The sequence below is a fragment of the Paenibacillus sp. Z3-2 genome, from assembly GCF_054161325.1.
Window position 1 is genome coordinate 3,791,918 of record NZ_CP096397.1, and the last position, 14,183, is coordinate 3,806,100.

13 protein-coding genes and 1 other annotated feature are annotated in these 14,183 nt (G+C 47.1%); of the genes, 4 read left to right on the forward strand and 9 right to left on the reverse strand.

What is annotated here, in order from left to right; all coding sequences use genetic code 11:
* Positions 1-2 precede the first annotated feature (2 nt).
* The 7 genes from M1D71_RS16975 to M1D71_RS17005 all read right to left on the reverse strand — a co-directional run bounded on the left by M1D71_RS16975 (position 3) and on the right by M1D71_RS17005 (position 7,795).
* Positions 3-1,253, reverse strand: coding sequence for a putative amidoligase domain-containing protein (locus tag M1D71_RS16975; protein WP_458122918.1), 1,251 nt, complete (start codon positions 1,251-1,253; stop codon positions 3-5).
* 197 nt (positions 1,254-1,450) lie between these two features.
* Positions 1,451-2,011: an outer spore coat protein CotE gene (locus M1D71_RS16980; RefSeq protein WP_062835006.1), complete on the reverse strand. Its 561-nt coding sequence runs from the start codon at positions 2,009-2,011 to the stop codon at positions 1,451-1,453.
* A gap of 75 nt (positions 2,012-2,086) precedes the next feature.
* Positions 2,087-3,064, reverse strand: coding sequence for an aromatic acid exporter family protein (locus M1D71_RS16985; protein WP_145322142.1), 978 nt, complete (start codon positions 3,062-3,064; stop codon positions 2,087-2,089).
* 399 nt (positions 3,065-3,463) lie between these two features.
* Positions 3,464-4,255: an ABC transporter permease gene (locus M1D71_RS16990; RefSeq protein ID WP_458127281.1), complete on the reverse strand. Its 792-nt coding sequence runs from the start codon at positions 4,253-4,255 to the stop codon at positions 3,464-3,466.
* Positions 4,256-4,293: 38 nt separating this feature from the next.
* On the reverse strand, positions 4,294-5,088 hold the full coding sequence (locus tag M1D71_RS16995; RefSeq protein ID WP_458122919.1) for an ABC transporter ATP-binding protein: 795 nt from the start codon (positions 5,086-5,088) through the stop codon (positions 4,294-4,296).
* A gap of 28 nt (positions 5,089-5,116) precedes the next feature.
* Positions 5,117-6,121, reverse strand: a complete 1,005-nt coding sequence (locus M1D71_RS17000; protein ID WP_458122920.1) for an ABC transporter substrate-binding protein — start codon at positions 6,119-6,121, stop codon at positions 5,117-5,119.
* 159 nt (positions 6,122-6,280) lie between these two features.
* Entirely contained in the window at positions 6,281-7,795 is a 1,515-nt protein-coding gene (locus tag M1D71_RS17005) for a carboxypeptidase M32 (protein ID WP_458122921.1), read from the reverse strand.
* A gap of 407 nt (positions 7,796-8,202) precedes the next feature.
* Between M1D71_RS17005 and M1D71_RS17010 the strand changes: the two genes are divergently transcribed.
* From M1D71_RS17010 to M1D71_RS17025, 4 genes are all read left to right on the forward strand, one after another.
* Positions 8,203-8,778, forward strand: a complete 576-nt coding sequence (locus M1D71_RS17010) for a beta-class carbonic anhydrase (protein ID WP_458122922.1) — start codon at positions 8,203-8,205, stop codon at positions 8,776-8,778.
* 172 nt (positions 8,779-8,950) lie between these two features.
* The gene (locus M1D71_RS17015; protein WP_458122923.1) at positions 8,951-9,517 is read left to right on the forward strand and encodes a PadR family transcriptional regulator; all 567 of its coding nucleotides are present in this window, start codon (positions 8,951-8,953) and stop codon (positions 9,515-9,517) included.
* Between the two features lie 99 nt (positions 9,518-9,616).
* Entirely contained in the window at positions 9,617-10,120 is a 504-nt protein-coding gene (locus tag M1D71_RS17020; protein ID WP_458122924.1) for a hypothetical protein, read from the forward strand.
* A 5-nt stretch (positions 10,121-10,125) separates the two neighbouring features.
* The gene (locus tag M1D71_RS17025; protein WP_017687903.1) at positions 10,126-10,404 is read left to right on the forward strand and encodes a YxcD family protein; all 279 of its coding nucleotides are present in this window, start codon (positions 10,126-10,128) and stop codon (positions 10,402-10,404) included.
* Between the two features lie 118 nt (positions 10,405-10,522).
* Here M1D71_RS17025 and tyrS read toward each other — a convergent pair whose 3' ends face one another.
* Complete coding sequence (gene tyrS / locus M1D71_RS17030) at positions 10,523-11,791, reverse strand: tyrosine--tRNA ligase (RefSeq protein WP_458122925.1); 1,269 nt, start codon at positions 11,789-11,791, stop codon at positions 10,523-10,525.
* A 117-nt stretch (positions 11,792-11,908) separates the two neighbouring features.
* Positions 11,909-12,136, reverse strand: a binding site (T-box leader).
* Between the two features lie 538 nt (positions 12,137-12,674).
* Positions 12,675-14,144 carry a protein adenylyltransferase SelO gene (locus tag M1D71_RS17035; RefSeq protein WP_458122926.1) on the reverse strand — a complete coding sequence of 490 codons (1,470 nt, stop codon included), beginning with the start codon at positions 14,142-14,144 and terminating at the stop codon, positions 12,675-12,677.
* Positions 14,145-14,183 lie beyond the last annotated feature (39 nt).

The following is a 14,183-nucleotide window of genomic DNA, read 5'->3' on the forward strand; positions in this document are numbered from 1 at the left end:
CTTCATGAACCTGCCCGAATATTCCAGAGTTTGCGAATATCCCGGCTCTCATCCCAGGTTCTCCCCAGTTTTAATTGAAGGATTAACGGGGTTGCATATCGTTCATAACGTGCATATCCATCCAATCTCTTCAGATCATCTACCAGAGTTGGGATGTGTTCCTGGATTACTTCGCGTCTTCCTTCATAAAAAGCGGTATGCACCTCGGCCTTCTCCAACGGACGCTGCCGTAATTGAGTATAACCGCTTGCGATCAGACCTGCCAAGGCCACTACGCCTTTCGCAACAAGGGGCGACACAAGAAAGCTGGGTAACGTTCGATACTCAAAACCACCATAGGATTTCAGGCGAAAGTCACCAAGCGCTCCATAACGGGGCCGTCTTCCCGATCCACGCGGGTCCTGAAGAAATGCCAGTGGCAATGCCAGATAATTGTCCAGTGCGCGGAGTAGTTCCCCTGTAAGATTCACCCCGCTAAAATGAATATGACCACCTAGAGGTAACCCCCGTTGTGGCATCCCTCCTGCCTGCCAGATGAGCGAGTGATCACTGATGCTGCGTGAAGCCGCTGCGAATGCCCTCATCAGGTGAGCCAGTAGCTCACGCGGTTCAGAGCTGGGCGCGGGCCGCAATTCGGCAACCGGATATATACGCCGCCCACCAACCGTCACGGAATCACAACCTGCAATTCCTGTGCGTTCAAGAAATCTGGAGGCGGGTACGATTTTGGATTCTGGCATCTGTACCAGAAGAAACTCCGGGTCCATCCCGAGTATGGGCGTGGGTCTGTGACTCCGCTCCTCATCCAGAAGCCCTTGCTGCTGCCTCCAGCTTTCTCTGTAGGTAGCAGCAAGGTTGGTCACACCTTTCCATGGACACGGGTCGATCGAAATTACTGCACAGCCACCGCTTCCGGAGGATTCCATTCGAACAGCCCCATGATCCAGTCCTAACGTATACAGCGTTTTGATCGCAAGACGTTCAACACGCTTGAACAAGGTTGAACTCCCCTCACTCTCCAACAGACTTTCCTCTGTTCCTCCCATGCCGCTAGTATCTTTGCGTTTGATCCGGATCGCTTGCAGACAGCTTATCTCCACATCATAGCGTACACGCAAACCCGGTTCACGCTTGCGACGATCCCGCAATGACAATACTTCAATGCCTGCCTGTTTCAACCGTTCTGTACGTTCACCTGAGGTCATATTTTCATATTGGCGTATTGCTTCCTCCGCTTGTTCCATCACATTCATTACGTCCCTCCTCCCGGTTCACCCAACTAAAATAAAAATAACCCCGCAATGCGGAGCCTTCTCGTGAAAGGTATTCCAGGCACTTTGCGAGGCTCATTACCACCCATTTTTCACTAATTAAGAAGAAAGAGGGCTTACGCCCTCTTCACCGCGCCTTCTGGCGCATATGATACGGTTATTAAATGCAGGCGTCAATCTCACAGCTCATCGTCGAGCAGATCGGGATCGAGATCGTCATAATCTCCATCGCCACTGCCAAAGTCATAGTCCTTGTCTTCGTAATCACCGCAACCATCTGTGCAGACCTTCACACAAACTTTAGTCTCAGCAACGAGTTCCACAGCGAATTCCCGTTCTACCCGGATAATTACACTACTTCCACCTGCTGATACTGTGGCTTCCACACAGCTAGGTTCCTGCGTTGCATCCGCAGATACCTCTACAGTGGAAGTCCGGTGTTTCGGGTCCAGATAGGACAAAGGCACATGTTCTACATACGACACTGTTTCTTTGGCTACATCCGTCTGCGAATTCTTGTCATAAGAATACCAAATGTTGATATCGTAAGTACCAATAACTTCAATTCCGTCACCCGCTGATACGGCTTCATATTGGTGGTTGATAATCCAAGCCCCCAAAATACTGGTCGGACCATTTGGCGGAGTCACGGTATGTGTTACGGTAGAGAACTTACGACCTTTGCCGCAGATCGCCTTCGTGATAATCTCTCTACATTGATGTTTATGACTCAATGACATCTTTAAACCTCCTCCATACAATCATTCACTACAAGTGTATGCAGGGCATCCGTCTAGGGTGACAACTATTTTCTATTATTCGTTTGTAGATTGGGACCGGTCCGAGATTGGGGACGGTGCTTTGTCCTTCTTCGCGACTTTCAGATACAGCGCGAGTTCACGGCACAGCTGGAGAATTGCGGAACGAATCTCGAATTCTTCCCTTGTATCCGGCAACTCCATACGTTTGAATTCTTCCTGCACATCCGCAAGAAGTTTTTCAGTTCGTCCGGTGTAGGATTCAGTAAGTACATCCTGACTAAGTTGATCGAACAGCTCCGATACCATTTCCGCATGGGGCATCTTCTCATATATCTGGGACACCAGATGCATCATGTGCTGTATGGAGTCCAGTTGCGTTTTGCGCATATAGAAGTAGACACTCCATTCCTCATTCGGGTGAATTACCTGATTCTCCAGAGAACGCTTGGCTGCTTCGATGCCGCCCAAAATCGCTTTATCCGCTTCAATCAGTTCTCTCCCTGCCCACGCTTCATTAGGATTACGCAGCGTCGCCGCGAATTCCTTGAAGATCTTCGAGAAAAGTTCATCGATTCGTTTGCGAATGCGCAGCATCTGTGGATCTGCTGCCGGCATATAGGCCAGGTTAACCGCCATTGCTGAACCAAGACCAATCAGCAGCAAAGCAATTTGCACGAGAATGACATGAATGTCCATCTCCCCGCCGCCAAACACCCGAAACACCACGACCGAACCTGTCACAATGCCTTCCTTGAAGCCTACCCGGACAATCACCGGAAATGCGATCAATATGTATACAGCCAGCACCCAGTAATGGAAGCCTAAAAAGTGAAAAAGTACACTTGCAAATAAAAGTCCGACCACTGAAGCGAAGAATCTCGCTGATATGGTGCGGATACTTCTTTTTCTCGTTACATCCACGCCAAGAATGGCAAGCAATCCCGCTGATGTTGGTCCCGGCAAGCGGCACCAGTCCGCAATCAATACGGCCATTAATGCGGCGATTGCGGTTTTAATTACCCTAAAACCCATTTAACATTCCATCTCCTCTAAGCTGCAAAAAAGTTCTTAGCCAGCTCATCGCCTCATTCATATGGACTACTTGTCCGATCGTCTGATCTCTGACGAGATCTTCGGATACGAACCATCATGACTAGTATGACTCAACCAACTGTAAACTAGACGACATCAACCGACATGCGCATGCATGCCGGTCACAGCAACACGCCCCGAATGAGGGACGCTGGCAAGTTAGATCGTTGCGACAGAACCTCAAGGCCCTCTTCTCCAATCATCGCATTCATTCCGGATCTGCGCGGAATATTCATACTAAATATGGTACTTGATTTTATGGTATCGGGCAACGTGACACCCCTTGTGAAATTGTATACATATCATAAACGAAAATATCATCAGTTAAACACGATTAAATCACCTGCGCCCAGCCAGCAATTTGCGCTCTGCATACACAACCAGTTGATACATAGCTGTGGCAACTGCAGCGATAATTAACAAACTCGATAATACGAGCGTGAAGTTAAACACCTGGAATCCGTAGATAATCAGATAACCGAGCCCCTGTTTCGCGACCAGAAACTCACCCACGATTACACCCACCCAGGCCATGCCCACGTTGACTTTCAAGGTCGATACAATCGCTGGAAAAGAAGCTGGCAATACGACTTTCGCAAAAATCTCGGAACGTTCTCCACCAAACGTACGAATCACTTTAATATAATTGGGATCCACTTCATTGAAGCTGTTATACACGACCAATGTCGTGATAATGACCGTGATGGACAACGTGGTCATGACAATGGCTGTAAAACCTGCGCCGAACATAACGATAAAGATTGGGCCGAGTGCTACCTTTGGCATACTGTTGAACACAACCATATAGGGGTCCAGCACTTTGGACAAAAAAGGAGACCACCAAATTAGAACGGCAAGCAAGGTTCCAACGAGTGTTCCCAACAAAAAACCGACTGCCGTTTCCCCTACGGTTACCGCAACATGCGCCCACAACTCGCCGCTGGCGATGTCCTTGCCGATCTGAATAAAAACTTTACTTGGGTAACTGAACAGCAGCACATCAATCCAGCGAAGTCTGCCTGCCAGTTCCCACAACAAAAACATAGATACCAGCATGGATAACTGTACAGCAAGCACTTGATGTCGCCATCTGGCCACCTCCTGAATGTGATTCCGATGCAGCTGCCCCATCCATTCGTCACGCTTTTCCTGCTTCGGATTCGTTTGATTCACGCGTCTTTCTCACCTCCCCCGAACTGGTCCAGTTCACTCCATAACGCCTGAAACAGCTCATTGAATCCTTCTTGCTCCCTGGCATGGAACGGCTGAGAATTGCGTATTCCATCGGGAATGACAAATTCACGACGGATGCGGCCAGGATTGCGATCAAGTACAATGACTCGGTCACTGACCGCTATGGCTTCAGACAAGTCATGGGTGACGAGTACAGAGGTTTTGCCAAACTGTTTTAACGTATCCGAAACCAGATCCTCCAGTTGCAGCTTGGTTTGATAATCGAGCGCCGAAAATGGTTCATCCAACAATAGAATTCCCGGATCGGTTGCCAGCGTGCGCACAAGCGCCACTCGCTGTCTCATTCCTCCTGAAAGTTCTGAAGGGTACTGATTCTCCGTTCCTGCCAGACCCATACTTACCAGAAGTTCACGTACACGCGCACGACTCCGTTCATCCAATCTGCCTGTCAGCTCAAGTCCGATCAATGCGTTATCCAGAATGGTCCGCCAGGGAAACAGATAGTCCTGCTGGAGCATATAACCAATCTGCGATGAAGGGCCGCCAACAAGCTTGCCTTTAACCTTAACCTCTCCTCGGGTAGGCGTGAGCAGACCGGCAATGATCGACAACAACGTCGTTTTACCGCATCCGCTCGGTCCTACCAGACTCACGAACTCCCCTTTTTGAATCTCCAGACTCAAGTCTTCAATGACCAATGAAGCTTCCCGCTCGCTAACGTAGACTTGAGATATTCCTTCCAGTCGGATCACACTTTCGGATTCAGGCATTCTGCTCACTCCCTTTCCTGAATACCCATTACTTCGATGTCGTGGTTTCTTCCGCGAAGGCATTATCCACAATCGCATTCAAGTCCACGCGTTGTTTCAATTCCCCGGCAGCACTCATGACATCAAGCAGATTGTTCCACTCTGTCTCATCAATGATCGGGTCCGTTGCATAGGTGCCCTGTTCCTTATAACGGTTCACACTACTGACCAGAATGGCTGGATCAATGTCTTTGAAAAAAGGAGTAATGACTTCCGCAATCTCTTCAGCCGTATGAGAATCTACCCATGCTTGCGCTTTGTGCAGACCATTCGTAAACTTCTGCACGATATTCTTATTGTCGTTAAGATAGCTCTGTTTCGTCATGAAGACGGTATAGGGCAGGTGACCACCTTCTTTTCCAAACGATGCAACAACCTTGCCCCGACCTTCTTGTTCAAAGATGGAGGCCTGCGGTTCAAACAGCTGTACGTAATCTCCCGTGCCTGAAGCGAAAGCAGAAGCAATGTTGGCGAAGTCCACATTCTGAATCAGCTCCAGATCACTTTGCGGATTAATACCATGTTTGTTCAGCGTGAACTCACCTGCCATTTGCGGCATTCCGCCCTTTCTCTGTCCAAGGAAGACACTCTGATTCAGTTGATCCCAATCAAAGCTGCCTTCCGGATTACGAGCGAACAGAAAAGTACCATCCGTCTGGGTGAGCTGGGCAAAGTTAATGACCGGATCTTCTGCTCCCTGCTGATAGACGTATATGGACGTCTCCGCTCCTACCAGCGCAATGTCCACCGAACCTGCGAGCAATGCCGCCATCGTTTTGTCACCGCCAGCCGTCGTCTGAATGTCCACCTCAAGTCCCTGCTCCTCAAAAAAACCTTGAGCCACGGCCACATACTCCGGTGCGTAAAATACCGAACGAGTCACTTCGCCTATCGTAATCTTGGCTTCATTCTCTTCCTTATTACAGCTGGTGAGCGCCACAATGATAATCAGCAGAATAACGATGCCCCGGACGAACCATGGCGTGTATTTCATGTGTCTTTCCCTCCTTCACTGGTTTCAGCAGTTTCTCTCTATTATGGATATGCCGCTGCCCAACAAAAGGTTAAGAACTTAAATACAAAAAAGAGCCGGGCAATGATGCCCGACTCTTCAGCTCTTCTAAATGCTATTCAATATAGTGTTTATTGGATACTACAGCTTGTAAATCTCGGCATATTTGGCTTCCAAATAATCGGCCAGATAATCCGGGTTCAATTCTTCACCCGTTACGGCAACAATCAATTCGGAAGGTGTGCGACTTTTGCCATAGCGATAGATCTTGTCTGTAAGCCATTCTTTGATTGGAATCAGATTACCTTCGGCAATATGGGTATCAAACTCCGGCATTTCCTTGCGCAATGTATGTAGAATTTGAGCTGCATACATATTACCCAGAGAATACGAAGCAAAGTAACCAAAGTCGCCACCGGACCAGTGAACATCCTGAAGAACGCCCTCTCCATCATTCGTTGGCATAATACCAAGGTATTCCTTGTATTTTGCATTCCAGGTCTCGGGCAGATCCTTCACTTCAAGGCCATCGTTAAACAGCATTTTCTCAATCTCATAGCGAATAATAATGTGCAGGTTATAGGTCAGTTCATCGGCTTCAATCCGAATCAGCGAACTCTCCACCCGGTTGATTGCACGATAGAAGTCTTCCAGTTCAACCTCGTTCAGTTGCGGGAAATGCTGTTGCAAATCCTTGTAATAGCGTGTCCAGAATGGCAGGCTTCGACCAATCATATTTTCCCATAGACGAGACTGAGACTCATGAATACCCATCGAAGTCCCTTCGGCAAGAAGGGTGCCCGCCAGACTGTCATCAATATTTTGCTCATACAGGGCATGTCCGCCCTCATGCAGTGAACTGAAGACTGCGCTTGCTACATCATCCTGCAGATAGTGTGTCGTGATCCGCACATCACCCGGGTTAAGGCCTGTTGCAAAAGGATGAACACTCTCGTCCAATCGTCCTGCCTCAAAGTCATAACCCATCTGTTCCAGGATGAACAGACTGAACTTTTGCTGTTGTTCGGTGTCAAACAGCTGGTTCAAAAACTCTGTATTCGGCTTGTGGTCCGAAGCATTAATCTTCTCTTGCAAAGGTACCAAACGTGCTTTGAGACGGGCAAATACCGCATCCACTTTCTCAACCGTCAGATCCGGCTCATACATATCAAGCAGCGTATCATAACGAGTATCCTTCACACCCCAATAATTAATAAACTCTTGTTTCAACTTAACGATATCTGTCAGATAGGGTGAGAACCCTGCGAAATCACTGTTATGTTTGGCATCTTCCCATGCCGTTTCCGACTTGGCTGTAAGCACGGTATAGGCCTGTACTTTTTCCGGTGGTACGGACTGACTGCGATCATATTCTTTCTTGCAATCTTCAACCAGACGACGATCTATATCTTCGAGTTGTTCCAATACCGCTGGAGCAGTTAATGCATCCAGGTAGGTCTTCATGTCAGCCGAAGTTTGCAGTTTGAATGCTTCGGTGGACAACATACCCAGCGTCTCCGAACGAGTCGGAACGCCTTTTTTCGGCGCACCTGTGCGCAAATCCCAGTGAAGCAAACCAATGGCTTCATGATAACTCTTAATTTTACGAGCCAAATTACGGAAGGAATCCAAATGTTCCTGTGTTTGTTTATCCATTGTTAACGTTCACCTCTTCAAAAAAAATGTTATACCCTATTGATGATACTTTTCCCATTGAGTATAATCAACTTTTAACAGAGGCAAATTGCATTATTCTACTACAAGTGTGTGTTCAAAAAGTCTGGTTTTCAGTACCGAGAAGATGGAATGAAGAAGAAATGGAGTAGCGGAGCGTAGGAAAACTACGTGAGCAACGGACATTTCAGCTGAATTTCATCTTCGATGCTGATGATGCCCAAGGCATGATTCGTAATCAAAAGTGGACTTTTTGAACAACCTCTAAAAAGGTTGGAGTAATGCCGTCTGCTGACGGTGATATACCAAAAAAGCAAAGGCGCGTAGGACAAGCTGCATCGATTGCAAGTGGCCGTGCTCGTCGTATTGGATAACAGGAGGCAATAGACATGAACAACATTCAAGAGATTTTGGCTTACAACAAATCATTTGTCGAGACCAAAGAATACGAAAAGTATACGGCTGGCAAGTTTCCAACCAAAAAGATGGTTATCATCACTTGTATGGATACACGTCTGGTGGAAATGCTGCCCAAGGCCATGAATCTGAAGAACGGTGATGTGAAAATCATCAAAAACGCAGGCGCGATTATCTCTCAGCCTTTCGGCAGTGTAATGCGTAGTGTGCTTGTCGCCATCTATGAACTGGGTGCAGATGAAGTCCTGGTTGTGGGACATACGGAATGTGGTATGGCTTCCCTTCACGCAGAGACAATGATTGGACATATGGTTGAGCGTGGCGTATCTGAAGAAGTCATGACAACCCTGGAGAACTCCGGCATCCGTTTGCAAAAGTGGTTGCGCGGGTTTGACAGCGTCGAAGAAGGGGTAAAACATACTGTGGAAGTGATCAAGAAGCATCCTTTACTTCCTCCCAATGTACCCGTCCACGGCATGGTTATCGATTCTGCCACAGGTGAGCTTGATCTTGTCGCTGAGGGGTATGGACAACAGGAATCTCTCTAAATGGTTTGGAGTGCGGACCTTATGGTCCGCACTTTTTTTGTCTAAATTAAGGCAGTTGTTCTGTCAGGTTGTCAAACCATACAGTTTCAGTGTACACTTTTATGAAAGCGGTCAAAGAAATCAAAATTGATTGTTTTCTCTGATCCAGCCCTAATATTAAGGAGACATGTGCATGAACATACTTTCCTACGGATTGCTCGGGCTGCTTACCCGCGAGGAGTCATCGGGCTATGATCTGATGCTGAAGATTCAGCCGCATTGGCAGGCCAAACACAGCCAGATCTACCCACTCCTGTCCAAGATGGAAAACGATGAGTTATTGGCCTCCCGCTGGGTACAACAGTCTGACAAACCGGACAAGAAAATGTACGCAGTTACGGAAAAAGGCATTGAAAAGCTCTTGGAATGGATGATTACTCCTGTTACCGCACCGGTTACACGCGATGAGTTTAATTTGCGTATCTTGTGTGTTGGCATTGCGGAAGACGGAAGCATGAGACGCATTCTTAACGAGCGTAAAAGCTGGTTTATGGAACGCATACGTTATTTCGAGGAACTGAAGTCACGTATACCTCTGGATAATCTTCGTGTAGGCAACCGAGACTTTGGAAGCTACATCCTGGTACAAAAAGGGTTAATGAATGCACAAACAGGCCTGGAATGGTGTAACTGGGTTACTCAATTGCTTGATGGCCAAGCTGCAATTCAAGACCCAAGCCCAAGCGTTTCAGAAATTTAATCAAAATTTGAAACGTTCCTGCAAGTTGACCGTATTACATGAGTAAGGCCCATTTTTGGGCGTGTCAAACAAATTAATCGGGGGGTTACGATCTTTACAATGAAGAAAAAATTTGGAGTTAAACATCTAATGATGGTATTTATGGCCTTTACATTATTGTTCGCAACAGTGGGAGTAACGAATCCGGATTCTGCGGATGCAAGACGTGGTGGCGGATTCAAATCCGGCACGAAAAGTTATACCAACACACCTAAGAAATCCGACTCCAACAGCAACGTGAATCAATCCAATTCCGGCAATAACTCCGGTACTGGCGCAGCTGCAACTCGTGGTGGTGGATTCTTCGGCGGTGGCGGCGGCTTCATGAAAGGCATGATGCTTGGTGGTCTTGCTGGTATGATGTTCGGCGGACTGTTCGGTGGCATGGGCGCCCTGGGTAACATCCTTGGATTGCTCGTGAACGTTGCAGCAATTATGTTGATTGTTATGCTGGCTATGGCACTCTTCAGAGCCATCTCCAATCGTCGCAAACCTGCAGCGGATGGCCGTCATGACCGTCGCAATGATCGTGATGATGACCGTAACAGAAACGGACGGTACTAATCTCTATGGTTCTGAGCATGGATGAAATTGTGAATGCAATCTGTATTCATATGGCAGAACGTAAGGGTGTACGTCCAACCGATGTGAATGTGGAACTGAGCTGGGAAGAAGATACAGGTTATTCCGCTGAAGTTTGGATCCAAGGACGCAGTCAATATCTGGTCGAGTCCAACATGATTGAAGCGATTCTTCGCTACCTGCACAGTGAATACAACATCCGGGCGTACCGTGAGAACGTACGACTTGATCTGGATGAAGAGATTACAGCGATCGTAAATCAATAAGATAGGTCACTCACACTGGCCTGATATACGAAAGACCGCCTCCCCTCTGTCGCCTGACAGAGATGGAAGGCGGTCTTTTTGTTTGTTTCTGTAATTGTATAAGTGTACGTTTTAATTGTCAGACACTAGGATGAAGCTTAACCAGACTGTAGTTCTTTTTACCTTTACGGATAATGATGAATTTACCGCCAATGGCATGCTCTGCAGAAACTGTGAATTCTAGCTCAGTAATTTTCTCACCATTCATGGAAATCGCACCTTTAGTGACATCCTCACGTGCCTGACGTTTGGATGGCTCCAGCCCCAGATCCACGAGCCAGTCGACGATATTTTTCGCTTCGCCGTCTGTTTCAAACGTTGGCATTTCCTTGAAGCCCTGCTCGATTTCATCAGCTGTCAGGGAGCGGATATCTCCACTAAACAGCGCTGCTGTAATACGTTTAGCCTGTTCGAGCATTTCTTCGCCGTGAACGAATTTTGTCATTTCTTCCGCGAGTGCTTTCTGTGCTTCACGTTTGTGCGGCTCTGTCTCTACCTTTTCAGCCAAAGCTTCAATTTCTTCTTTGCTCAGGAAAGTAAAGTATTTCAAGTATTTAATGACATCACGATCATCTGTATTCGCCCAGAATTGGTAGAACTCAAATGGTGTCGTTTTGTTCGGGTCAAGCCAGATTGCGCCACCAGCTGTTTTACCGAATTTAGTTCCGTCAGATTTGAGCATGAGCGGAATGGTCAGACCGTACGCTTTTACTTCAGATCCTTCTTTTTTACGAATCAGATCGAGACCACTCGTGATATTTCCCCATTGATCCGAACCGCCGATTTGCAGTTGCACATCTTCGTTCTGGAACAGGTGCAGATAGTCGAGGGATTGAAGAATCTGGTAGGAAAACTCGGTGAATGAGATTCCGCCTTCCAGTCGGCTCGCAACTACATCCTTGGCCAGCATCGTATTGAGGTTGAAGTTTTTGCCGTAGTCGCGTAAAAATTCAATCACATTGATTTTGTGTGTCCAATCGTAGTTGTTCACCATACGAACCTGATTATCACCGTCTGTTACGAACAACTTTTTCATCTGCGCTGTCAGTGCATCCACATTCTCCTGCACTTGTTCCATCGTTTGCAAGGATCGCTCTGCCTGACGACCACTTGGATCACCAATCGTACCTGTAGCTCCACCAATCAGAATGACCGGACGGTGTCCTGCCAGTTGAAAACGTTTCAGCATCATGAAGGGAATGAGATGTCCGATATGCATACTATCCCCCGTAGGGTCAACTCCACAGTACAATGAGACTGATTTGGTTTCAGTCAGTTCACGCAATCCCTCTGCATCGGTCTGCTGGTTAATGGCGTCGCGCCACTCTAGTTCATCAATAATATTCATTCGTAAAAACCCCTTTTCGATCCTCTAGATTCAGTCATGATTTACGTTAAATTAAGAAACTACACGCTGGAACGGCTTTTTTGGACACAAAAAAATCGCCTCCTTGTCTTCACTAGACACAGGGACGATTATCATAACCGTGGTACCACCCAAATTGCATGGACAACACGTGACCTTAACACGCTATCCATACCACTTTCGGCAATATATCGTTTGCCCATCCGCTTGGCATTACCCAAGTACTCCAGAGTGTAATTCGCAGCCCTTGTATGTATCAGGTTCCATCAACCCCTGACTTTCTGTAACAGGGACAAAGCCGCTACTGCGCTCCATCAACGTGATTCATGTATTTAATTTATAGCAAGTATAGCCGAACGTTGGAGTCATTGCAAGGTCAAGTATGCAAACTTTAAATATAACAATGGACAAGCACATAAACTCAACTTATATGGTCATCATGTTCAACTTTCCGTGATAATAGTGATGTGCCTTCTCTGCAATCTGATCCTCATTGTTCCAACATTGCTGCTCCAGCATATCAAGTTGCTGCTCCTGCATAGAGCAGCAATTTCCTGTTCATTTGAAGTTAAGGCTTCCCATCCTTGTTCAGATTCATTCTTTTTTTGACAAATGATAACGCATAGCCATAACATACGTCATTAATATCTTGCTCACTCAACTCAATCACCTCTCTTTAGTAGGTTGCATCCGCTCAAGCTCCTGTCGTTTACTTCTCATATACCAGTACAGATAAGGATCACCGATCTGTTGGTTGAATGCACCTGCCTGTAAAAGTAAATCACTTTTTCTATAATTATTGTATGACATAATGGAAAAAATGAAAAAGCTGCCTAAGGCAGCCTCTTCATTACACACTGTTCAATCAGGTCCCACAAAAAGTCTGATACGAAGTATTGCACTGTGCAGGCAGTTCGGCATATTCAGCCTGTTCAGGTGAGTGCGCGAACGGATCGGAAAGAACAGCCAAAAGCTTCTCCATCACGCTAAGGTCTCCGTAATTCTCCGCTCGCTCAAGTGCTTCTTCGACCCGATGATTGCGAGGAATGACTGCCGGATTACTCGTTCTCATCAAATGCCGAGAAACTTCCTTCTCTCCATGCTGTCTGTCCAATCTTGCTTGCCACCGCTCATTCCATTCAGCAAATTCTGTCGTGCCAAACAAAGTTGTCCCTTCCAAGTTATCAAAGGTCAATGCCAAGAACGTATTCGTGTAATCTGCACTATGCTTCTCCATGAGTTCAAGAAGGTCTTTGATCAGGGCTTCATCTTCTGTCTCTTCATTCAACAAGCCCAGTTTGGCCCGCATTCCCTTAAGCCAATGATGATGGTACAATTCCGAAAATTGTGCGATCGCATCCTGAGCAAGTTGCACGGCCTGTTCTTCATCTTCATGCAATAGCGGCAGAAGTGTCTCGGCAAATCGAGCCAAATTCCATCCTGCAATATACGGCTGATTACCATACGCATACCGACCTTGCGTGTCAATGGAGCTAAATACGGTTGAAGGATTGTAAGCATCCATATAGGCGCATGGGCCATAATCAATGGTCTCACCGCTGATCGCCATGTTATCCGTGTTCATCACCCCATGAATGAAACCAACACGCTGCCACTGCGCAACGAGCGCGGCCTGACGCTTAATCACTTCCTGAAGGAGCAAAAGATAGCGATTCTCAGCTTGGGCGACATCAGGAAAATGTCGATCCAGTGTATAATCAGCCAACGCTTGGAGATCGTCGATAGACCCCCATCTGGCTGCGTACTGGAAAGTTGCTACCCGGATATGACTGGAAGCCACTCGGGTCAATATGGCCCCAGGCCGTTCTGTTTCGCGGATAATGTTTTCTCCAGTAGATACCACTGCCAGACTTCGGGTTGTTGGAATACCCAGTGCATACATCGCTTCACTAATGATATATTCTCGCAACATGGGACCAACAGCAGCACGTCCATCCCCTCCACGAGAGTAAGGTGTTCTTCCTGAACCTTTCAGCTGGATATCCACTCGCTCGCCTTGTGGCGTAATCTGTTCTCCCAGCAGCAAAGCCCGTCCATCACCAAGCATGTTAAAATTGCCGAATTGATGTCCTGCATAGGCCTGAGCTAAAGGCTCGGCTCCTTCCGGAATCAGGTTACCCGCGAAAATTTTCGCTCCTTCATCACTGTCAAGAGACTCCACATTCAGACCCAGACTGGATGCAAGCAGTCTATTGAAGATGATCAACTTCGGTGATTCAACAGGTACTGCGTCCTGACTTGTAAAAAAGGGTTGCGGTAACTGCGCATAACTATTGTCCAAATTCCATCCTTTGTTCAACGTCTCTTGTTGCATGGTGATCACAACTCCTTTTCTGTGCCCAAGGGATTTCCC

Coding starts and splice junctions, on each gene's coding strand:
- M1D71_RS16975 (WP_458122918.1), bottom strand. CDS start 1,253: ATGAATGTGATGGAACAAGCGGAGGAAGCAATACGCCAATATGAAAAT.
- M1D71_RS16980 (WP_062835006.1), bottom strand. CDS start 2,011: ATGTCATTGAGTCATAAACATCAATGTAGAGAGATTATCACGAAGGCG.
- M1D71_RS16985 (WP_145322142.1), bottom strand. CDS start 3,064: ATGGGTTTTAGGGTAATTAAAACCGCAATCGCCGCATTAATGGCCGTA.
- M1D71_RS16990 (WP_458127281.1), bottom strand. CDS start 4,255: ATGGGGCAGCTGCATCGGAATCACATTCAGGAGGTGGCCAGATGGCGA.
- M1D71_RS16995 (WP_458122919.1), bottom strand. CDS start 5,088: ATGCCTGAATCCGAAAGTGTGATCCGACTGGAAGGAATATCTCAAGTC.
- M1D71_RS17000 (WP_458122920.1), bottom strand. CDS start 6,121: ATGAAATACACGCCATGGTTCGTCCGGGGCATCGTTATTCTGCTGATT.
- M1D71_RS17005 (WP_458122921.1), bottom strand. CDS start 7,795: ATGGATAAACAAACACAGGAACATTTGGATTCCTTCCGTAATTTGGCT.
- M1D71_RS17010 (WP_458122922.1), top strand. CDS start 8,203: ATGAACAACATTCAAGAGATTTTGGCTTACAACAAATCATTTGTCGAG.
- M1D71_RS17015 (WP_458122923.1), top strand. CDS start 8,951: ATGAACATACTTTCCTACGGATTGCTCGGGCTGCTTACCCGCGAGGAG.
- M1D71_RS17020 (WP_458122924.1), top strand. CDS start 9,617: ATGAAGAAAAAATTTGGAGTTAAACATCTAATGATGGTATTTATGGCC.
- M1D71_RS17025 (WP_017687903.1), top strand. CDS start 10,126: ATGGTTCTGAGCATGGATGAAATTGTGAATGCAATCTGTATTCATATG.
- tyrS (WP_458122925.1), bottom strand. CDS start 11,791: ATGAATATTATTGATGAACTAGAGTGGCGCGACGCCATTAACCAGCAG.
- M1D71_RS17035 (WP_458122926.1), bottom strand. CDS start 14,144: ATGCAACAAGAGACGTTGAACAAAGGATGGAATTTGGACAATAGTTAT.